Genomic DNA, 19,516 nt, shown 5'->3' with positions numbered 1-19,516 from the left:
GCCCCCGTTTTTCCGTGGTATCTTTTCTTAAGTAAAGTCTTTAATAATTTCTGTAAGCCTGATAATTCCTGTTTCTGTATTAAAACTGTGAAGACATATCCGGAGTCTTTCGGTGTTCTCTTTTACGGTTGGACTGTAGATGGCATAAGTTAAAAATCCTTCTTCTGATAATGTTTCCTGTAAAGAGTTTAATTTCCGATTGTCTGGAATGATGATAGCCTGAACAGGGCTGGTTTCGAAAGATGGAGATTCTAATCCCTGACTTCTGAATATTTCTATATTTTTCTGAAGTTGTACGGGTAATTCTCTATGGTCTTCCAGAAAATCATACCCCGTTTTGATGCTCATCCACTGAAAATCCTGTGCAGAAGTAGTATAAATAAATGGAGATGCAAAATTGATCAGATAAGATTTTACAATATCATTACAAAGTATTGCCGCACCATGAGCGCCTAAAGCTTTACCATAAGTGATGACATTAGCTGTCACCTGATCCTGTAAACCATATTGATCTACTAAACCATTTCCAAAAACTCCGAATGCATGGGCTTCATCAACAATTAGGTCTGCTTCATATTGTTTTGCCAGTTCAGCAATTTCACGAATCGGGGCAAGATCTCCTTCCATAGAATAGAGACTTTCTATAGCAATATAGCAATATCCTTCCTGTTTCTTTAAGATGCTTTCCAAGTGTTCAATATCATTGTGCCTGAATTTTAGTTTTCTGGCATTTGACATTTTACAGGCATCATGTACGGAACGGTGGATGTGTTCATCTACAATAATCGTATCATGACGGTCCGGAAGTGTTGAAAATAAAGCTAGATTGGCATTATAGCCTGATGGAAACAACAGTGCAGAAGAAAACCGATGCTTCTCAGCAATAAAATCCTCTGTAAAGGTTACTATGTTGCTGTTTCCGCTAATCAGTCTGGAACCCGTGCTACCTGAAAGCAATTGAGGATTTTCACTGATCTTTTCAAGCATTATATTCTGAAATTCTTTGCTTTTCGCTAGTCCCAGATAATCATTGGAATAAAAATCAACACCTTCAGCTTTCGGCTTTAAAGTTCGTAATGTTCCCGTCTTCTTTCTTTTGCAGAGTGCTTCCTGAAATTGGATTATATTTTTAAGCATAGTTCAGTTGAGCCACTTCTTCGGTAATCGCATTAATCCATTGTTGGTGCAAATCCTTTTCAATTTCTAAAATTTGATCTGCGTGTAATTGCCAGTCTTCAGAGAATTCATTCAGTTGGTTAATCATCTCTTCCAGATGCCCTTCTTCTTCCAGGATAATAGATTTTACCATGATTTTAGAAGATTCCTCTGTAAGGATCTGCTGATAAACAGGATAAAGTTCATCGGCACGAACTTCAATGGCGTAGGTTACAAAAAGATAAGCTGCATATTTCAGGTCTTCTTTTGTAAGCTGAAAAGCATCCTGAAGGTACCTGCAGGCCTTAATATCTAATGAATGCAGATATTGTCTGGTTGCTATGGGAGCAAGTAGTTCTCTGCTCTCATATGTTTTACAAAGCTCTGGATCTATTTTCCCGATCTGTTTTTTAAGATAATAGGCATGGCGATGCTCTTCAGCAGCATGCTTAAGCTGGATTTGAGTAACCAGAATAGGATGTTCACACTTTGATATTTTTCTGGCACCGGCATTTTCCATAAAAGAAAGAGTGTTCAGCCATTTGGCATGAGTACTGCCGTCCTGTACTATTCTTTTGAGCAGATGATAAAATTCCATAGATTTTTATTTTGATGCCAAAAGTAGTATATTGCCGGATGGCTCTATGGTGCCAGTTTTTATATTATGGATAGTCCGGTTAAGATTCCTTATGAAAGTTTTATTAAAATAGATAGAAAATCAGAAACTTCTATCTATCTGCAAATAGCCAATCAATTGGTGAATGCTATTCAAAGAGGTGTTTTACCGTTTGGAACTAAACTTCCGGGAACCAGAGCCTTCAGTGAAATTCTGGATGTACATCGCAATACAGCAGTGGCAGTATATGATGAACTGTCTGCACAGGGTTGGGTAGAGAGTTTCCCTAATAAAGGAACTTTTGTGATCGGGAAAGATCAGGAAAAACCTGTAAAAGTAAAGGACTTTGAGGAAAATAACCTTCAGAACTATCCTAAGAATACCGGTTTTACATTTAAAACTACTAATATCTTAGATAATCCTTTTGAGCACTCGGACTGTGAATATGTCTTTAATGACGGTGTACCGGATATCAGGCTTACGCAGATCGGGCAGCATTCCCGATATTATAGTTCCATTCTTAAACGGAAGTCTAATCAGAAAGGACTTGGGCATTATAACCATGACGGAAGTGAATTTTTTAAAGAACATTTATCTCAGTATCTCAATTTATCCCGTGGATTACCGATCTCTAAGAATAACCTTTTAATCACCCGAAGTACGGAAATGAGTATTTATATTGTTTCCGAAATCTTGTTGTCTGCAGGTGATACTGTTCTGGTGGGTGACCTGAGCTATTTTTCCGTTAATATGATTTTTCAAAAGGCAGGTGTTAGTATTGTTACCCTTCCCATTGACAAGGATGGAATTATTGTAGAAAGCGTTCGTGAAGCCTGTAAAAAGCAGACAATAAGGATGCTTTATCTTACTCCACACCATCATTACCCCACAACCGTGGCTTTAAGTGCCCAGCGGAGACTCGAATTGCTGGAACTGGCCAATGAATATGGATTTGTGATTCTGGAGGATGACTATGATTATGAATTCCATTATGATAAAAGTCCAATTCTTCCTTTGGCGAGCGCTGATACGAACGGAATGGTTATTTACATCGGATCTTTCGGGAAATCATTGGCACCCGGATTCAGAACCGGCTTTATTGTGGCTCCTGAAAATTTAATGGTGGAAATGCGGAAACATCTAGGAATTATTGATCGCCAGGGAGATATTCTGATGGAAAGAACATTGGGAGAAATGATTGAAGAAGGAGAAATTAATCGCTATCTGAAAAAATCTTTAAAAGTTTATCAGGAAAGACGGGATCATTTCAGTAGTTTGCTTAAAGAAAATCTTGGAGATGTAATTACATTTGAAAAACCTTCTGGAGGGCTTGCGATCTGGATGGAATGGAATATTCCCATTAATTTAATGCAATTAAGCCGGAAATGTGCCCAGGAAAACCTTTTTATTCCTAAAACCTTGCTCTATCAGAATAAAAAACTTACTGCGATGAGATTGGGATTTGGAGATTTGGGTTTTGATGAAATGGAAAAAAGTATTGAAATTCTTTCCCAGAATATTCTGCATTTTAGATGAAAAATAGTATAAAAGAAGCTTTCAAATATCAATATTTCCAAAAATTGCAAAAATTCAAAGACTGTTTAGAATAAAAATCCTTTTTAAGACCATACTTAAAAAGGATTTTAGGGTAAGATTTGTAAGAGTCTGTACTATTTGAAATACTTATCAAATAAGGTCAGCTGTTCAGACAATGAGCGACTCCAATATTGAGTATCGTGGGCTCCTAAGGACTCTATATAAAGATGCTGTATCTTCTGTTCAGTAAGTTTTGTATGGAACTTTCTGTTTTGTCCGATCATCTGAACATCTTCTGTTCCACAATCGAAAATATAGTGCTGTCCGGCGGCAGCCATTAATTTTATATTGCTGTCTGTAAGGAAATTAGAGTTTAAAGATTCAAAAGGGCCTAATACTTTATTTACCATATACGTGTTGTACCCCTCTCCAAATGAGCTAAGGTCTAAAGCTCCACATGAACTGCCTACAATCTCGAATGTTTTGTTATAGGTAATACCAATATTTGTAGCTCCATAACCACCCATACTCCATCCCAGAATTCCACGGAACTTTTTTTCGGCTTTTACCGGATAGTTTTTATCAATGAAATCAACAAGTTCTTTTCCGATAAAGGTTTGGTATTGGGAATCTTTAGCAATCGGACTATCTATGTACCATGAACTGTAATTTCCATCAGGCAAAACATAAATGGTTTTGTATTGCTGAGCTTTCTGAACCAGATCAGGAATATCCTCCTTTATAGTTCTGTCCGGGTTACCGCTGAAACCATGAAGAATATATACGGATGGATAGGTGGTATTGGGTTGTACATTGGGAGTGATGATAATGGTTTTGATCTTTTTATTCATCTTAGGACTGAAGATTTCCTGATGAATGATCTTTTGTGCTGAAAACTGTGCAAAGGCAGTCAGAACAACAACGATGTTGATTAACTTTTTCATGCTTTAAAAATATTTAATTAATAATAGGCAGACTTTAAGCACATCTTAAATAAATTTACATTCTTTTATTTAAATAATGCTGTACTTGCAATCTTTTGACATAACAAAGTTGCCCCTGAAAAAACAGAAAAGCCTCAACAAATGTTGAAGCTTTTGTTAATTTATTTCTTAATACCATTTATGGGATTAATATTTCCATAGCATTAAGCCTGCCTGATAGCCCGCTCCCAATGTCCATATCAGAATATGTTCTCCTGCTTGGAGCGGTCTCACTTTTTTCTGATATTGATGTAACGCCAGAAAGGGACTTGAAGAACCGGTATACCCTACTTCTTTTGAATAAAAGGGAACTTTTTCCGGGGATAGATTGAAATGTTCACTAATGATATTAATGTTTTTAATTGAGAACTGGGAAAATAAAAACAGATCAATCTCTTCAATTGTTAGCCGGTTTCTTTCTAAAAATTGAGCCATATTGTTTAAAGCAAAATCTACACTACCGCTTCCGTCAAAACTGGTATCCCATATTGTCAGGTCCTTTGGACTTTGGCAAGAATATCCTTGTGGAGGGTATAATACGGTATTATGAAAGTTGCTATCTGTATGGTACAAAACATCTATTAAGCCTGAAGGAGAAGCGTCTTTTTCTACAATAAAAGCAAATGAAGAATCTGAAAAACAAAACGCAGTAACCGGATTTTCAGAATCTAATATCCCTGAAAGTCTTTCTGAACAAACCACCAATGCTTTCTGAGCCGTAGCAGATCCATTCAAATATTTTGAAATCTGATCCAGAGCAACAAAGGCACCTATACAATTGACATTGATATCGTAACAAAGTGTATTAGGCTTTCCTCCCAAAGCTTGATGAATTTTAATGGAATCACAAGGCACCTGATGCTCTGGTGTGGTGCTTACAAATACAATCATATCAATTTCCTGAATAGAAAAGTTGCTTTTACAGAGTACACCTTTAGCTGCTTCAATACCCATAGAAAGTGTTGTTTCATGGGTCTCATCTTTCAGAACAAAGCGATTGCTTCTGCCCAAAGCATTCTGAATCTTTTGCATGGATACGTTCTGTTTTTCAAAATGTTGAATGACAGCTTCATTGCTTTCCGTATATTCGGGATGGTAAAAATAAGTGTGCTGCAGTTTCATAATAGTTCAAATATTTAATGTGATTTAATTGTAATTTACAATAAGTCTCTATAATGAGATTTATTGTAAATTTAGAAAAATATACTATATTTAAAACTGTATTACGAAAAATTATTCTATTATAAATAATTATTATGTAAAGATAAATATGAAATTAAGAGAAAAAATGAGAATTGATATATTATCCATTGATCTCTTTTTTTATACGACTTAATTGTGTAGGGGTTATTCCCAGATAGGAAGCAATATGATGTTGCTTCAATCTTTCATACAGAGATTTATTTTCAAGCAATAATAAATACCGTTGTTTTGCGGTTTCAAATTTTAAAGAAACTTCTAGAGGTTCCTTCTTAACCACCCAGTTTTTCTCCAGATACCGGATATGAAAAAGAGCAAGGTCATGGTGCTTTTCCAATAGTTCACGGTAGGCCTTTACGGGATATTTAATGACTGAGCAATCTTCCAGAGCAATAATATTGAAATCACTCGGTTCATTTTTGATAATAGCCGATGTGGAAGCCACAAAGCTGTTTTCCTCAAAGAAAATTTTATAAATGCTGTTTCCTTCATCATCCATTGTGTAATACCCTACTAATCCGGATTGTATGAAGTAGTAATACCTTGCCATGCTGCCGGATTCCAGAAGAAGATCATTTCTTTTATACTGCTCTTCGCTGCAAATAGCCACCATAGCAGAAGTAGTGCCCTCTGATAATGGATAATAGCTGTTAATTTGTTTTAAAAATTCAGAACTGTTCATGGTGTTAAAGAATAACTATTAAATGATATGGAGACGCATTTCGACTTCCACGAATATACTTTTTTATTTTTTGTCACATAGGCACATAGATTTTATATGTAAATAAAAAATATTCGTGCATTCGTGGCAACAAGAAATCTGCGTAATCTCCATAATGCGAGAGAAAAAATCTTATTGATGCTGATCTTTAATCTAGAATTTTCTTCATCATCAGATCCGTCTGTTCCTCATCTCCAAGTCTGAAGATATGTTTATCAAATTCAACGAAGCCATTCTTTTTATAGAAGTTTAAAGCCCTTAGGTTTTCTTCCCAGACTCCAAGCCACAGATATGATTTTTTGAAATGTTGAGCGGTGTTTAGTGCCTGATCATAAAGTAGCTGTCCTACTTTTTGGCCATGATGGCTTTTCTTCACATAAATTCTTTCAATTTCAAGGCTGGTTTCGCCCTGTATCTCTGTCTGTGCTTTACCGGTATTGACTTTCAGATAACCAACCGGATTATCCTCTTCCCAGGCAATATAAAAAAAAGAATCAGGATTATTCAGTTCAGCGGTTATCTTTTCTGTATTGAAGCTTTCTTTCAGATATTTTTCCATGGCTACTTCAGTATTGTCTTTTGAGAAAGTTTCAGAAAAAGTCTGAATACCCAGCTTCTGGATAATATCTGTATCTTCAGCAGAGGCTTTGTTGATAATAATTGATGCCATTTTTTAAATTTTATGAAAATAATATTTTTTTGAACGCTTCAGAAGCAAGATGCACCTGTACACTCCAGTCGTCGGCAGCATCGCTTCCAGCGTCATCAGAAATGTATTTTAAACATAGAAACGGAATGCTTTCTTTTTGTGCAATCAATGCTAAAGGATAGGCTTCCATATCTACAATATTGTAATCTGTTTCCAAGTGATTCATTTCGAAACTGTCACCACTTCCACAAATTCCTTCTTTAAGACTGTCCATTTTCAATCCATATTCCAAAACAGGTGGAACTCCGGATAATGGGGTTTCATATAGCTTAAAACCTAAACCTCTCACATCCATATCTCTTTGGATAAATTTGGTACAGCAAACCACTTCTCCTTTATGAAAACCTTTGCTTCCTGCAGAGCCCAGATTAACAATTAATTTTGGTTTTCTGAGGTGAATTTCTCTAGTAAGCTCTATCGCTGCATTTACCTTACCGATTCCTGTTATCAGTTTATTCTTCCCGTCAAATACTGTTCCTGCTTCAGAATCCAGTGCAAAAACAAAAAGACTGTCTGCAATAGGAAAATGAAGTTCATTATTAATTTTTATCATTGAAAAATATAGATTTATACTGTATTACAAAGATACAAGAGTTTTGCCGGATTTCGGAAGGATTATGTAGCTTGTAATTTTTTGTTTCTTAGATTAAGAACGATGAAAATACTATATCCTATTATAAAAACAAATACAGGGATTTTAAATGCAGCATAATCAAACAATTCAATAGGAGTCTGAATCATTCTGCTAATGAGTGGGGAGAGCATGAAAAGAAAACTTAAAATGGTTATTGAAGTTTTGTTTCTCCATTTTGTAAAATTCAATATAAATCCTACAAATCCCAAAATTGCAAATATTTGGTCCATATTTCCGATATCAAACATGGTCAATAAAAGCCAACAAATAAAAGGGAGACCCATCATTTGACCCATCAAAATAATGAGTAAATAGGAAAGAATTGAGAGTAGTCTCAGAAAGTTAGTTATTTTAATAAATTGTTTTTTTCAAATATAAAAATATTCCCATTATGCTTAAAAAAGATTATTAGGCTGATATTAAAAACCCCAAACTAAAAAGCTTGGGGTTTATATGATTAAATGCTGCATCCGTCAGCATCACAGGAAGCTCCATTGCCTCCCGAAAGATCTTTAAAAGGACTTACAGTCTCTTTATAAGTCTGCTGTAAAGCATTTTCAAAAACTTCTACAGGCTGTGCCCCTGAAACTGCATATTTACCGTTCAGAACAAAGAAAGGAACACCTGAAACTCCATTGTTTCTTGCCTCCATAATATCCTGGTTTACTTCATAATCCAATTGATCAGAGGTAACAGCTTCTCTGGCTTCTTCTTGAGGAATACCCAGGTTTTCAGCAAGGGAAATTAATACTTCGGTATCCCCTACATTTTTACCATCAATAAAATGAGCAATAAATAATGCTTCTTCCATTTCATTGGATTTGTTATGTTTTTTAGCCAAATGAAGCAGTCTGTGAGCGCTGAAAGTATTGGTGATTAAAGTCTTTCCAAAATCAAAGTCAATACCCGCTCCTTTTCCCATTTGGGTAACCTGAGCCAGCATCTGACTTGCCTGAGCTTCACCTACACCTTTTTTCTCTCTGAAATATTGGATGGTATCTTGAGTTGTATTAGCATCTAACGTTGGATCAAGCTGAAAGCTTTTCCACTCTACTTCCACTTCATCTTTAAATGGCAGTTTTTCTAATGCCTGTTCAAAATTATTTTTCCCGATATAGCAAAACGGACACATTACATCCGACCAGATTTCTATTTTCATTCTATTTAATTTTAATTCGAATTTAGCATAACAAAGATACGGATTTATTTTAATGTAATAAAATTTGTTACATTTATTCCGGACAACCAGAAATAACCTCTCCTTTTTTTTCAACGATATTCCTTACTATCATCATCAGAAATGCAAGAATCCCGAAAATAAAGCCTATCCAGGGGGTGTACTCTACTCCTTTGGTAATAATAATCCAGCCACCGATCGTTGTTCCTAAAGTAACTCCCAGATTTCCGAATGAAGTGGCCAGGCTGTTTGCAAATTCCAACGCATCAGGAGCTGCCGAGATCATATACGTAGAAGCATTCAGAAAGCTCGGAGAATAAAGAAATCCCCAGATTCCTATTACAAAGATAGTGGCTAATAAGTTTCCATCTGAAACATATAATAATACAGGAATTAGGATGGTCCCGGAAAGAAAAAACGCCAGCGTTACCGTTACATTTTTATTGAGCATTTTACCAGCAATTTTGTTCGCAATAATCCCAATAATTCCGAATAGAAATAACATATAGCTTACCATTGAAGTATCCATTCCTTTGGCTTTTCCCAGATAATCAGCAAAATAACTATATGTGGAAAACCAGGCAGTAATCATAAAAAAGTTAGTAAGCGTACTCAAAATAAACGGAGGTTGCTTTAAGATTTTAATCTGGCTTCCATATGACTTTTTTTCTTTGACAGGCATTGACGGAAGAAGAAAATGAATGGTTCCCAATGCAACCAAACTCACGGCAGCCTGTATCATAAACGAATATTCCCATGAATAGAGCCCCGAAATCCAGGTAGCAAAAGGAACCGTAGTAACCATCGCTATGGCAACCCCATTGAACACAGTGCTCATCAGCTCATTTTTCTTACTGTTATCAGCTCCGGATATCGCTACAGACAGTGCTGTTGCAATATATACAGGCTGTAAAAATGCAGGAAGAATTCTTACCAGCATCAACAGCCAGAAAGGAGGCGAAAATGAAGAGATAATTCCGGTGATGAGGAACATAAGGATAGAAGCTGTCATTACCTTTTTACGATTAATCCCCGAAGTAAGTAAAGTCATAAAAGGTCCTGTAAGAGCAATAACCAAAGCAAAAGCACTTAAAAGATAACCTGCTTTGTCTATACTGATTTTATAATACTCAGCCACCTGTGGCAGGATTCCAATGATTCCGAATTCTGTTGTAATCACAGCAATAAATCCCAAACATCCGATGTAGGCATACTTTTTCATGATTATTTCTTTGGATGGGTTTATTTAAAATGTTGCTGAGCAAAATCTGCCATTTCATTAACGGCCAGCTGCGTTTCTTCCAAAATTTCGCCCATGTGCATAAAGCCATGAACCATATCTTTGTAAAAGCTTGTAGTTAGGGGAACTCCGGCATTTTGCATATTTTCAGCAAGATGTCTTGCATCATCCGCCAAAGGATCATGTTCCGCAATAATAATCAGTGTTGATGGAGTATTTTTGAAATCCTTTATTAAAACAGGAATCGCCAGTGGGTTATTGCTTTCCCCATTGGGAAGATACGAGTTCCAGGCATCTACTCCCCCTTGCTTATTGAGAACCGGCCCGTTTTCATAAATTTCCCAGGTTTTTGTGTTAAGCTGATTGTCTACAGCAGGATAAATCAGAACCTGAAATTTAAAGAGTTCTCCAATTTGGGTAGAAACAGCCGTTGATAAAGCACCCCCTGCACTATCTCCTATAATTCCGATCTGATCTTGATCAATTCCTAAGGAGTCTGCATTATCTATAATCCACTGTACAACATCAAGACAATCATTTAAACCTGCAGGAAAAGGATGTTCCGGAGCAAGGCGATAATCTATAAAAATAACGGCAGATCCTGTTGCATTGGCTATTTTACGGACTACCGCATCATGGGTTTCATAGCCACCGGCAATAAACCATCCGCCATGAAGATAAACAATGGCTGAAGATTTCTGAACGGTTTTTCCCTTTGGACGATAGATTCTGATAGGAATTTGATGGGTTTCCATTGGAATATCCAGTTCTTCAATCATAGCAACGGCTTCTTTTTTAGCACTAAGCTGTAAAGACATTACTTCAAGATATTTTCGGGCATCATCCAATGGATTTTGTGGGTTAAAAGACTGTATTTTTTCCAAATGGTTTAAAATCTGACTGATTTTAGGAGTCAACTGCATTTTATTGTAATTTTAAGTTAATATTGTTTGCAGTGAACAGTAGCGCTATTGTTATTTATCTGCTTTTATGGGGACAAAATTAGTTTTCATACCTTACATTTGCACTATATACAGACCAATGTATGGTACGAACAAATTTGTAAGTATGGGTAAGATAAAAGAGAATTCAACCAATAATATCAACAAACAATATATTCAGGAGTGTGATTTGAGCTATGCCGTATGTAAGATCGGTGGAAGATGGAAGTTGTTTATTCTGAGTAAATTAAAAGATAATAAATTACGCTTCAGTGAAATTAAAAGAGCTATTCCGGGAATCACAGAAAGAATGCTTACGCTTCAGTTGAAGGAACTTGAAAAGGAAGGATTGGTAAAAAGAACAGTATATGCGGAAGTTCCGCCAAGAGTAGATTACGAGCTTACTGATATTGCCAGAGAACTGATTCCTATATGGGATGCATTAAATACTTGGGGCGGGAAGCATAGGAAATTTATTGAAAAGCAGGAAGGATGTAATACAAAATAGCATATGTAAATCTTCTTTGCTGAAAACTTTATATAAGTGAAGTGGAAATATTTTTCACCTTAAAAATATACACAATTGTAGTAGCCTCTTGCCTCCTTTGCGTTTTCCAGCACAGTTTATGATTTATTGACTTTATTACAAAATAAGATATGAGCAATTAAAGCCAAAACGCCAAAGATAGTTCCTACAGCGCAAACGCCTGCCCATTGTGCTTTCTGCCAAGCAACAGATGCCAGCCATGTTCCTAGTGAACCTCCAATGAAATAAGATACCATATACACTGTATTCAGCCTGTTTACAGCATTGGATTTAATTAAAAAGTAATTGGTCTGGTTCATAATATGGCTGGATTGCACCCCAAGATCTACCAGGATTACTCCTACAATTAAACCCCAATAGGTTTCTCCGGCAAAATAAGTGAATCCCCAGCTTCCAATAAGAATCAGCAGTGAGTACAATATGATACGGTTGATATCTAAGTATTTTTGAAGATTTCCTACTTTTGCTGCTGCTAAAGCACCCACAGCTCCAGCAAGACCAAAACTCCCTACCACAGATGAGCCTGCGTTAAAAGGCGGTTTTTCCATATGAAAAACCAATGTTGTAAATAATGCACACATAGATCCAAAAGCCATAGCCCCACGGAAAGAAGCCAGCTGAAGAATCGGTTGTGTTTTAGCAAGATGAACTACGGAGCTCATCAATTCTTTGTAATTACCTTTGAAATTGGGAGATAGTTCCGGAAGCATTTTATACACTGCCAGCCAGACTAAAATCATTAATCCCGCAGCAATTCCAAACATGGCTCTCCAGCCCCATACTTCCCCTACAATACCGCCAATGAAACGGGAAAGAAGAATTCCTAATAAAAGTCCGGACATTACCAATCCGATATTGGCAGATTTTTCTTTATCTGAGGACAATTCAGCTGCAATGGGCACAAACAGTTGAGGGATTACAGAAGTAGCCCCTATCAATAAACTGGCAGCATATAACATCCATAATTGGTTAGCAAAGGTCATCCAAAGCAGAGATCCAAAAACAAGAAAAAGATCAATCAGGATTAATTTTTTACGGAAAAACTTATCTCCAAGCGGTACAATCAGTAATAATCCTAGAGCGTACCCGATCTGGGTAAGAACGGAAATTTTGCTGGCAGCCGCTTCAGAAACATGGAGATCTTCAGAGATCAATGCCAGTAAAGGCTGGTTGTAATAATTGTTGGCCACTACAAGTCCTGAAATAATAGCCATTAACCAGACCACTGTTCTGGAAATAGCGTTGGTAGAATTCACCTGCATCTTAAAATTTTTATTGAATAGAAATATATCCTGATGACTGAATGTTTTGGATCTATTTTTTAATGACCTCAAAGATAGTCATTTTCATAAAAAAGACAGATTTATTATAATTGATTTCACCTGTAAGTGTTATATGTCTTTTTCTTATAACCTGCTCCAACAAGGAGTTTTTTTTAAGTATTATCCAATTTTATCTTTACATTTGTAATAACACACATTTATTTTTATGGATTATATGGATTCCAGAGAACAGATCTTACAGAAATCTGCAGAAGCAAAAGAACTTTATCTTCCCCATATTTCAGTGGACCCGGTTGTTTTTGGTTTTGACCAGAATGAGCTTAAGGTATTACTGGTAAGAATGAATTATAAAAAACAGTGGCTTCTGCCGGGTGGTTATGTAAGAAGAGATGATGATCTGGATGAAGCAGTAGTAAGAGTGTTGAAAGACAGAGCAGGTGTTACTGATGTATTTCTGGAAGAATTCGGTGTTTTTGGAAGAAAAAACAGAAGTCAGCTCTATTTTGATGAGTTTGATGAAACCCTGTTCCAAAAGCAGCGGTTTATTTCCGTAGGATATTATGCGCTTTATAATTCCTCTGAAATTAATCCTGTAGCCGATGATGTAAGTGAAGCCTGTGAATGGGTGTATCTGCGTCAACTTCCTGAAATTGTTCTTGGAATGGATCACCGTGAAATTATTGAAAAAGCATTGCTTACTTTACGCGAAAAAATATCTACCAAACCCATTGGATACAATCTGATGCCGGAAAAATTCACCCTTCCGGAACTACAGAAACTATACGAGGCAATATTAGGCAAATCACTTAACCGAGGGAATTTCTACAGAAAAATTAAAAATCTGAATGTTTTAAAAAAACTTGATGAACAAAAATATGTAGGCGCTCACAGATCTCCCGATCTTTACTCCTTTGATATAGAAAATTATGAGAAAGCTTTGGAAGACGGTTTGAACAACTGGTAAGGTTCTTCCATTGTTTTTACCGATGATATCTATTGATGAAAAACCTTTTGGATGTTGAAAATATTCAGGAAATTTGCATCATGAAAATCATTCCACTCAAAGAAGGTAATTTCTCTGCAAGTAAAACCAAAGACTTTACCCTTTTAACAGAAGAAAACTTTGATACCGTTACCGGAATAAAAATGTCTGTCCAGCCTTTTCTTATCATTACTGAAAACGATTATATCCTCTTAGATGCTGGCATTGGCTGGAAAAATGAGGCTGGGAACACTGTAGTTTCAGAAATTCTTGAAAGAGAAAATATACGGCCTGAACAGATTACAAAACTCCTTCTCTCTCATCTTCATAAAGATCATATTGAGGGGGCAGTAACACTTACAGATGGTGGTTATGAAGCAACTTTTCCTAATGCTCAGATTTATATCCAAAAACGAGAGTTGGATTTCGCAATGGAAAATAAAGGAAATCCCTCTTTTGATTTTGATATTTTAGAAAAACTGATTCAACTGCCTCATATTATCTGGATGAATGATGACAAAGGGCAGATTACGGATGAAATCTCATATGAAGTGGTAGGTGGCCATACCCCATTTATGCAGGTGTTCTGGATCCGGGAAAATAAAGAAACGGTTTTCTATGGAGCAGATGACCTTCCACAAGCATCATATTTAAAATACCATTTGGCATACAAAAGTGATTTTGATGGCAGAAAAGCAATGGAATTAAGGCTTTTATGGGAAAAAGAAGCGAAAGAGAGCAATTGGAAGATCCTTCTTTATCATGACCTGAATAAAGCTATTATTGAAGCTTAAACACAGATATCACTCCGGATATTTATTAAATCTAAAATAAATATCCGGAGTGTTTTTAATTGGAAAACTCAAGCTTATTTTCTGCAAATTTTAGATGTTCTAGATAGGTATAGCAGCCTTCAAAATCAAAATATTTTTCTTTTAATAATGATGCCTGATACTGAATAGGCAAATACTTTCCCCATTTTGAAAAATCTATAACCTCAGGTTTTTTTTCCAGTAACTCTATGAGAATCTGATCCATATTTTGGTTCCTGTCAATACCTTTTAATATAATTTGCAGTTCACTACTGCTGTAGTCTTCTATCTCAAAAAGGCTTTCCTCATTATGAAGAATATTTTTGACCTTTAATGTATTTAAAATAAAATGCAAAGTCCTGTTGATTTTTGAACTGGTAAAGGAATAAAAGCTAAGAAGCTCATTACTGGTTAATAGAGGTCTTTCAGTTTTAAAATCATTAATAGTAAATAGAGAAAATTCTTTTCTTAAATCATCAATAGCTTCACGACCCATCTCATCCAAAAAATCATATTCTTCTTTTGAAATCAGTATTTCGAGCATTTTTTCCCTGATCCGGTAAGCAATATCGGCTGGATCTCCAAAGAATGTAGGTTTATTTCCATCTTTGGCAGGCATCACTTCTATTTTTTTTGTTTTAAAATCAATATCAATAATACTCCAAATCTTTGCAGACAGGTAAATATTTTCACTTTCCCTTATTTGTGGAGATAATGGCAATTCCCCAATTTTAACGCCATTGCTGGAAACTTTAAAGAAAATCTGAGTTTCAAAAAGGCTGTAAAAATCCCTGTTATTCACAACGTCTTCACCTTCCATTCCTAAAATCAGTTCATTACCCAACTTTTCTAAAAAATCAAGGGTAATAAGATGGATAATAATCTCTTCTGTTTCTTCTTTTTTGATTTTTGAAAAAACAGAGTTGCCGGTTATTTCTTCCAACAGTCTGGATGAAGATATTCCTGATGTTCCTTTAACAATAGATAAAATCTGGTGAACTAAAACATCATAAGGTTTTTCATTAATGGCAATGGGTTCTATATACTGTTCCTGATACAGCAGCCAACACGCTAATGACTGTAATAAACTCCATTTGTCCGTAGCATACAAAAACAGGTTACTTGCTTTGCCTTCACGTCTTCCGCTTCTTCCTACTCTTTGGATCAGAGAGGCAATACTATGAGTGGCATCAATCTGCACTACTTCATCTACATTACCGATATCAATGCCCAATTCTAAAGTTGAAGTACAGGAAATACAAAAATTCTGAAGTGTTGAATTTTTAGCAAAAAACTCTACATATTCCCTTACTTCTTTATCTACAGAGGAATGATGTGAAAAGTAGTTCTTATGTCCACCTACTCTTTCTGAGATCTGCTTTAATTTAACGGCAACTTCTTCTACTCTGCCTCTTGCATTAGGGAAAATAAGAACCTTACTTTCTCTTGTTCTTACATATAAGTCTTTTAATAAAGGTAATGGTAATGGTAATGCATTTACAGAACCTTCAAAATATCTGAAAACAGCATTAATCGGTTTGGGGGTGTTATCTCTGATAATTGTGGTGTCCTTCGGATCTCCAAGAAAATTCTTAAGCTCAATATATTGATTGGCATCGCTTACTGTAGCAGAAAGCCCTACAACACTGAATTTTTTAACATTTACTTTTTGGAGCCGGTTCAGCAAAGACTGCAGGTGTGTACCGCGGTCTGATCCCAGAAATGAATGGATTTCATCAATAACAATATAATCCAACATAGAGAATAAATGTTGGATATTGTAAGGTTTATTTACAAACATCGCTTCCAGAGATTCAGGAGTAATGAGAACAATGCCTGCCGGACTTTTCAGCAATCTGTCTTTAGCACCTCTAGCTGCTTCTCCATGCCATTTGGTTACCGGAACATCAAGATATTCACAAAGGCTTTCAACACGGATAAACTGATCATTAATCAGGGCAATTAAAGGAGAAATATAAAGCACTTTTACGCCTGGTTCTTTAAAATTCACTTTGGACAGAATAGGCAGAAAAGCGGCCTCAGTTTTACCTGAAGCTGTTCTTGATATTAAAACATAATTGTTATCTGTAGTAATAATTTTCGGAATAGAAGCTTCCTGTATCTTTCTCAGGCTCTCCCATTTCTTATCCCGGATGTATTTTCTGATGGGTTCAGAAAGCAGGTTGAATGCTGTCATAGTTCCTCAATACTGTCTAAAAGGATCAGATCATTTGGTCTTTCATCGGAAATTTCAATGTCTCCGAAAAGTCTTCCTTTGTCCACATCAGGATTTTGTCTGATGATATTCAGGATATTCAGAAAGTCCCTGATGACTTCTCTTGGAGTAAGAAATTCTGCAGCTCCCGGTTTATTGAACATTTCCTCCATAAAAGCAGAAATTTCCTCATCCGTAATATTCAATTCTGTTTTGTAGTTAAAATCAAAGATCAGTTTCAGTTTTTTAAGCAAAACAAAAATTTCATTATGATTCAAAGGCATCAGTTTGATGACCGGCTGGGCAAAATCACGGAACTCATACGTTTCAAACTTATTGCCTTCCAGTCTTGATTTTAATGCCTGGTAACTGAAAAGTCCTCGTCTTTCGTTTTCCAAAAACTCTTTTGTTCCTGCAAAATTGATGAAAAGATTGGATACTTTTCCCTGGAAACAGTCATTATAAATAGATAAAATCTTCTCATAGTTTTTCTCGCGTGAAGCGGAAACTGATATTTTGTAAAGATTGATGGCTTCATCCAGATTAATCATAAAGCCGCTGTAGCCCATACTTACAAAAAGCTTACAGAAGTTTTTCAGCATATCATAATAGTTGGAATCATTGATGATTTCCCTTATTCCAAGATCCCGACGGGCCTCTGTTTTGATGGTATATTCACCTTTGAGCCATTTCAAGGCATTTCGGCGCAGCAATTCATCCCCTTTGATATAACCTTCATAATATTTTACGATGGCAGAACCGAAATCAAATCCGCCTACTTCAGTAATTTCATTCATTGTTTTCATAATGGAATTCTGAATCAGCTCTAAATATTGGTCATTTCTTATTTCCATTAAAGGAATATTATTTTCCTCTGCTGTTTTTGAAATAACCTGCTCAATCCACTTTTCCAAAAGCGTTTGTAAAGCCCCACCTTCAGGTTTGGTCTGGATGGCAATATTATCCATGATAGCAGAATAAAGAATCACACTTTTCCCATCATTGGCATACAGCCTGTTATCCGGAGTGAAATCTGCATTGGCCACTACAAACTTCTGCTTTAAAGCTACCGTATTTAAAAGATGAAGCATAAAAGATTTTCCGCTTCCGAAATCCCCGATCCAGAATTTTACGAGACTGAGCCCGTTTTTAACGTCTTCAAGGGAACCGATGAAAGCATTTACTTCATCAGATCTTCCTACGGTAATATGTTGTACTCCAATTTTAGGCACCACACCACTTACCAGGGAGTTGATAATGGAAGTTGCTTCTTTGGGTTTGATATTGTCAATCATTGTTTAAAAGTTTTTTATAGTAATTGGTGTTAATAATAAAATATTCATCCTCTTCCTCAACCAGAATATCATCAAGGGTTTCATAACAGGATTCGTTAATAGAATCTATGGTAGAACCCATAAACAGGCCTTTGGTTTTGATAAACTCTTCAAAATCAGCTTGAAGTATATTAAAGCTTTGTTTTTCAAACAGGTCAAGAATTTCCTTTTGAATAGCTGATAAATTCAATTCATCAAGGTATTTTGAGCTGTGAGATTCCTGAATCTGTGGAATGGTGATTGTTACTTCCTGTTGATTGGAAACTTCTTCTGCATTTACAGAATCTTCACTCTCTTCTTCATTAAGAATCTGACCTAAAATACCAGCCGTTTCAGAATCCAGTGCCTGAATGTTTTTAATGGCTTCGGGATCAATGGTAATTCTTTTTCTTTTAGGAGCATACAACAAATTTGCCTTTTCAATAGCATTGTCTAGGTTTCTGTCAGTAATAAATTCGCTAAGAATCTTTTCAAAATCAGACAGTTGTTCTTTTGTGGAAAATAAACTTTTCTGGACGGTTTTGTTCAGTTGCCTTTGGTCGAACTTCGGAGAATTCAGATCTTTATCAAGATAATGAATGTAAAGTTTTAATGCGCAGGTCTTATCATGTTCTGCAACAAATTTTGAAGCTTCAAAAAATATAGCATCAGCAGACGGATTTTTGATATTCACTTCCGTAAGTCTGAAAATTTCTCTTTCAAATGCTAATGGATTGGAATAATCTTCTTTGATCTCATCAAATTTGGTTTTCCAGCGGTTCGTATTATTCTCATTGAGGATAATATTCGTTTTATAGTCAGCATCCAGAATCTGATGTTGATTCTCAGTAAGAAAAGCTTGCAGCTTTGAAACCACTTTTCTATTGTACTGATGAAGAATATCAGGATGATTATAATTGAAATCGGTATTGATTTTTCTTTTGATACCGTATACATCACGAACATTATTTTCACATAATTTTAGAATGTGATTGAAAATTTCAGTCTGTACAGACTCATAGGTATAATTGTAGTTTAAACTGTCTTTCCTGTAATTGTAACGAAGGCACACAATGATTTCCGAAAGCTCGTCAACAACTGTAGAGTAAGATTTATTCACAGGTATACAGTGTTCAAACAGGTATTCAACAGCTCTTATAAACTGTTTTAATATCTGAACTTTACAATATTCTATTTCATTGAAAACATTGCCGGAAAAAGACATTTTATCCAGCATTTTGGTCTGAGCTTCACTCAGGGATAACTTACGGGTATATTTTTGTCCGATTTTCCAGGAATCCGGATCATAAGTATTAGATTGAGAATCCGGAACAGAGGCTATATTTCCAAAATCAATTGGTATTTCTCTGTTTCCTGAAACATCTATAATGGAATCATCAATTGTATTATCATTCTGCATGATGGCTTCTTAGTAAAATTGAGTTTATTAGT

At 35.8% G+C, this 19,516-nt stretch carries 19 protein-coding genes; 4 read left to right on the top strand and 15 right to left on the bottom strand.

The genetic code is table 11. The annotated features are described in order from the left end of the window. Positions 1-27 precede the first annotated feature (27 nt). Together CHSO_RS13375 and CHSO_RS13370 are read right to left on the bottom strand one after the other, a co-directional pair. Positions 28-1,137, bottom strand: coding sequence for an aminotransferase class I/II-fold pyridoxal phosphate-dependent enzyme (locus tag CHSO_RS13375; RefSeq protein ID WP_052480595.1), 1,110 nt, complete (start codon positions 1,135-1,137; stop codon positions 28-30). Further along, complete coding sequence (locus CHSO_RS13370; protein WP_045496738.1) at positions 1,130-1,753, bottom strand: hypothetical protein; 624 nt, start codon at positions 1,751-1,753, stop codon at positions 1,130-1,132. The genes CHSO_RS13375 and CHSO_RS13370 overlap by 8 nt, the downstream gene beginning before the upstream one ends. A 66-nt stretch (positions 1,754-1,819) precedes the next feature. Between CHSO_RS13370 and CHSO_RS13365 the strand changes: the two genes are divergently transcribed. Continuing rightward, the gene (locus CHSO_RS13365) at positions 1,820-3,307 is read left to right on the top strand and encodes a PLP-dependent aminotransferase family protein (RefSeq protein WP_045496735.1); all 1,488 of its coding nucleotides are present in this window, start codon (positions 1,820-1,822) and stop codon (positions 3,305-3,307) included. A gap of 134 nt (positions 3,308-3,441) precedes the next feature. Here the strand turns inward: CHSO_RS13365 and CHSO_RS13360 are convergent, their stop codons facing one another. From CHSO_RS13360 to CHSO_RS13320, 9 genes are all read right to left on the bottom strand, one after another. Continuing rightward, a complete protein-coding gene (locus CHSO_RS13360; protein WP_045496732.1) occupies positions 3,442-4,251 on the bottom strand; it encodes an alpha/beta hydrolase in 810 nt (269 codons plus the stop codon). A gap of 186 nt (positions 4,252-4,437) precedes the next feature. Then, complete coding sequence (locus CHSO_RS13355) at positions 4,438-5,412, bottom strand: 3-oxoacyl-[acyl-carrier-protein] synthase III C-terminal domain-containing protein (RefSeq protein WP_045496729.1); 975 nt, start codon at positions 5,410-5,412, stop codon at positions 4,438-4,440. A gap of 181 nt (positions 5,413-5,593) precedes the next feature. Then, on the bottom strand, positions 5,594-6,172 hold the full coding sequence (locus CHSO_RS13350) for a Crp/Fnr family transcriptional regulator (protein ID WP_045496726.1): 579 nt from the start codon (positions 6,170-6,172) through the stop codon (positions 5,594-5,596). Positions 6,173-6,359: 187 nt separating this feature from the next. Further along, the gene (locus tag CHSO_RS13345) at positions 6,360-6,881 is read right to left on the bottom strand and encodes a GNAT family N-acetyltransferase (protein ID WP_045496723.1); all 522 of its coding nucleotides are present in this window, start codon (positions 6,879-6,881) and stop codon (positions 6,360-6,362) included. Positions 6,882-6,891: 10 nt separating this feature from the next. Next, entirely contained in the window at positions 6,892-7,473 is a 582-nt protein-coding gene (locus CHSO_RS13340; protein ID WP_045496720.1) for a nucleosidase, read from the bottom strand. 62 nt (positions 7,474-7,535) lie between these two features. Beyond that, on the bottom strand, positions 7,536-7,784 hold the full coding sequence (locus tag CHSO_RS13335) for a hypothetical protein (RefSeq protein ID WP_232509066.1): 249 nt from the start codon (positions 7,782-7,784) through the stop codon (positions 7,536-7,538). Between the two features lie 227 nt (positions 7,785-8,011). After that, positions 8,012-8,713, bottom strand: a complete 702-nt coding sequence (locus CHSO_RS13330; RefSeq protein WP_045496714.1) for a DsbA family protein — start codon at positions 8,711-8,713, stop codon at positions 8,012-8,014. A gap of 73 nt (positions 8,714-8,786) precedes the next feature. Next, a complete protein-coding gene (locus CHSO_RS13325; protein WP_045496711.1) occupies positions 8,787-9,953 on the bottom strand; it encodes an MFS transporter in 1,167 nt (388 codons plus the stop codon). Positions 9,954-9,973: 20 nt separating this feature from the next. Beyond that, a complete protein-coding gene (locus CHSO_RS13320) occupies positions 9,974-10,894 on the bottom strand; it encodes an alpha/beta hydrolase (RefSeq protein ID WP_045496708.1) in 921 nt (306 codons plus the stop codon). A gap of 145 nt (positions 10,895-11,039) precedes the next feature. Here CHSO_RS13320 and CHSO_RS13315 point away from each other — a divergent pair, with 145 nt between their 5' ends. Then, positions 11,040-11,420, top strand: coding sequence for a winged helix-turn-helix transcriptional regulator (locus CHSO_RS13315; RefSeq protein ID WP_045502535.1), 381 nt, complete (start codon positions 11,040-11,042; stop codon positions 11,418-11,420). A gap of 116 nt (positions 11,421-11,536) precedes the next feature. On the opposite strand, the gene CHSO_RS13310 is transcribed toward CHSO_RS13315, so the two are convergent. Further along, complete coding sequence (locus CHSO_RS13310) at positions 11,537-12,721, bottom strand: MFS transporter (protein WP_045496705.1); 1,185 nt, start codon at positions 12,719-12,721, stop codon at positions 11,537-11,539. Between the two features lie 226 nt (positions 12,722-12,947). On the opposite strand from CHSO_RS13310, the gene CHSO_RS13305 reads away from it, so the two are divergent. After that, positions 12,948-13,706: an NUDIX hydrolase gene (locus CHSO_RS13305; protein ID WP_316932445.1), complete on the top strand. Its 759-nt coding sequence runs from the start codon at positions 12,948-12,950 to the stop codon at positions 13,704-13,706. Between the two features lie 35 nt (positions 13,707-13,741). Then, positions 13,742-14,518 carry an MBL fold metallo-hydrolase gene (locus CHSO_RS13300; RefSeq protein WP_232509065.1) on the top strand — a complete coding sequence of 259 codons (777 nt, stop codon included), beginning with the start codon at positions 13,742-13,744 and terminating at the stop codon, positions 14,516-14,518. 55 nt (positions 14,519-14,573) lie between these two features. Here the strand turns inward: CHSO_RS13300 and CHSO_RS13295 are convergent, their stop codons facing one another. Genes CHSO_RS13295 through CHSO_RS13285 form a run of 3 tightly spaced genes read right to left on the bottom strand, consistent with a single transcriptional unit; the run spans position 14,574 to position 19,484 of the window. Then, entirely contained in the window at positions 14,574-16,733 is a 2,160-nt protein-coding gene (locus CHSO_RS13295) for a DEAD/DEAH box helicase (RefSeq protein WP_045496702.1), read from the bottom strand. Further along, the gene (locus CHSO_RS13290; protein ID WP_045496699.1) at positions 16,730-18,046 is read right to left on the bottom strand and encodes an ATP-binding protein; all 1,317 of its coding nucleotides are present in this window, start codon (positions 18,044-18,046) and stop codon (positions 16,730-16,732) included. The genes CHSO_RS13295 and CHSO_RS13290 overlap by 4 nt, the downstream gene beginning before the upstream one ends. Next, positions 18,039-19,484 carry a tellurite resistance TerB C-terminal domain-containing protein gene (locus CHSO_RS13285; protein ID WP_052480594.1) on the bottom strand — a complete coding sequence of 482 codons (1,446 nt, stop codon included), beginning with the start codon at positions 19,482-19,484 and terminating at the stop codon, positions 18,039-18,041. The genes CHSO_RS13290 and CHSO_RS13285 overlap by 8 nt, the downstream gene beginning before the upstream one ends. Positions 19,485-19,516 lie beyond the last annotated feature (32 nt).

It is taken from the genome of Chryseobacterium sp. StRB126 (genome assembly GCF_000829375.1).
In the GTDB taxonomy this organism is placed as follows: Bacteria; Bacteroidota; Bacteroidia; order Flavobacteriales; family Weeksellaceae; genus Chryseobacterium.
This window is presented reverse-complemented; position numbering and strand designations above follow the sequence as displayed.

Excerpts from the sequence above, each read along its gene's own strand:
- CHSO_RS13375 (WP_052480595.1), bottom strand. The coding sequence starts at position 1,137 with ATGCTTAAAAATATAATCCAATTTCAGGAAGCACTCTGCAAAAGAAAG.
- CHSO_RS13370 (WP_045496738.1), bottom strand. The coding sequence starts at position 1,753 with ATGGAATTTTATCATCTGCTCAAAAGAATAGTACAGGACGGCAGTACT.
- CHSO_RS13365 (WP_045496735.1), top strand. The coding sequence starts at position 1,820 with ATGGATAGTCCGGTTAAGATTCCTTATGAAAGTTTTATTAAAATAGAT.
- CHSO_RS13360 (WP_045496732.1), bottom strand. The coding sequence starts at position 4,251 with ATGAAAAAGTTAATCAACATCGTTGTTGTTCTGACTGCCTTTGCACAG.
- CHSO_RS13355 (WP_045496729.1), bottom strand. The coding sequence starts at position 5,412 with ATGAAACTGCAGCACACTTATTTTTACCATCCCGAATATACGGAAAGC.
- CHSO_RS13350 (WP_045496726.1), bottom strand. The coding sequence starts at position 6,172 with ATGAACAGTTCTGAATTTTTAAAACAAATTAACAGCTATTATCCATTA.
- CHSO_RS13345 (WP_045496723.1), bottom strand. The coding sequence starts at position 6,881 with ATGGCATCAATTATTATCAACAAAGCCTCTGCTGAAGATACAGATATT.
- CHSO_RS13340 (WP_045496720.1), bottom strand. The coding sequence starts at position 7,473 with ATGATAAAAATTAATAATGAACTTCATTTTCCTATTGCAGACAGTCTT.
- CHSO_RS13335 (WP_232509066.1), bottom strand. The coding sequence starts at position 7,784 with ATGGACCAAATATTTGCAATTTTGGGATTTGTAGGATTTATATTGAAT.
- CHSO_RS13330 (WP_045496714.1), bottom strand. The coding sequence starts at position 8,713 with ATGAAAATAGAAATCTGGTCGGATGTAATGTGTCCGTTTTGCTATATC.
- CHSO_RS13325 (WP_045496711.1), bottom strand. The coding sequence starts at position 9,953 with ATGAAAAAGTATGCCTACATCGGATGTTTGGGATTTATTGCTGTGATT.
- CHSO_RS13320 (WP_045496708.1), bottom strand. The coding sequence starts at position 10,894 with ATGCAGTTGACTCCTAAAATCAGTCAGATTTTAAACCATTTGGAAAAA.
- CHSO_RS13315 (WP_045502535.1), top strand. The coding sequence starts at position 11,040 with ATGGGTAAGATAAAAGAGAATTCAACCAATAATATCAACAAACAATAT.
- CHSO_RS13310 (WP_045496705.1), bottom strand. The coding sequence starts at position 12,721 with ATGCAGGTGAATTCTACCAACGCTATTTCCAGAACAGTGGTCTGGTTA.
- CHSO_RS13305 (WP_316932445.1), top strand. The coding sequence starts at position 12,948 with ATGGATTATATGGATTCCAGAGAACAGATCTTACAGAAATCTGCAGAA.
- CHSO_RS13300 (WP_232509065.1), top strand. The coding sequence starts at position 13,742 with ATGAAAAACCTTTTGGATGTTGAAAATATTCAGGAAATTTGCATCATG.
- CHSO_RS13295 (WP_045496702.1), bottom strand. The coding sequence starts at position 16,733 with ATGACAGCATTCAACCTGCTTTCTGAACCCATCAGAAAATACATCCGG.
- CHSO_RS13290 (WP_045496699.1), bottom strand. The coding sequence starts at position 18,046 with ATGATTGACAATATCAAACCCAAAGAAGCAACTTCCATTATCAACTCC.
- CHSO_RS13285 (WP_052480594.1), bottom strand. The coding sequence starts at position 19,484 with ATGCAGAATGATAATACAATTGATGATTCCATTATAGATGTTTCAGGA.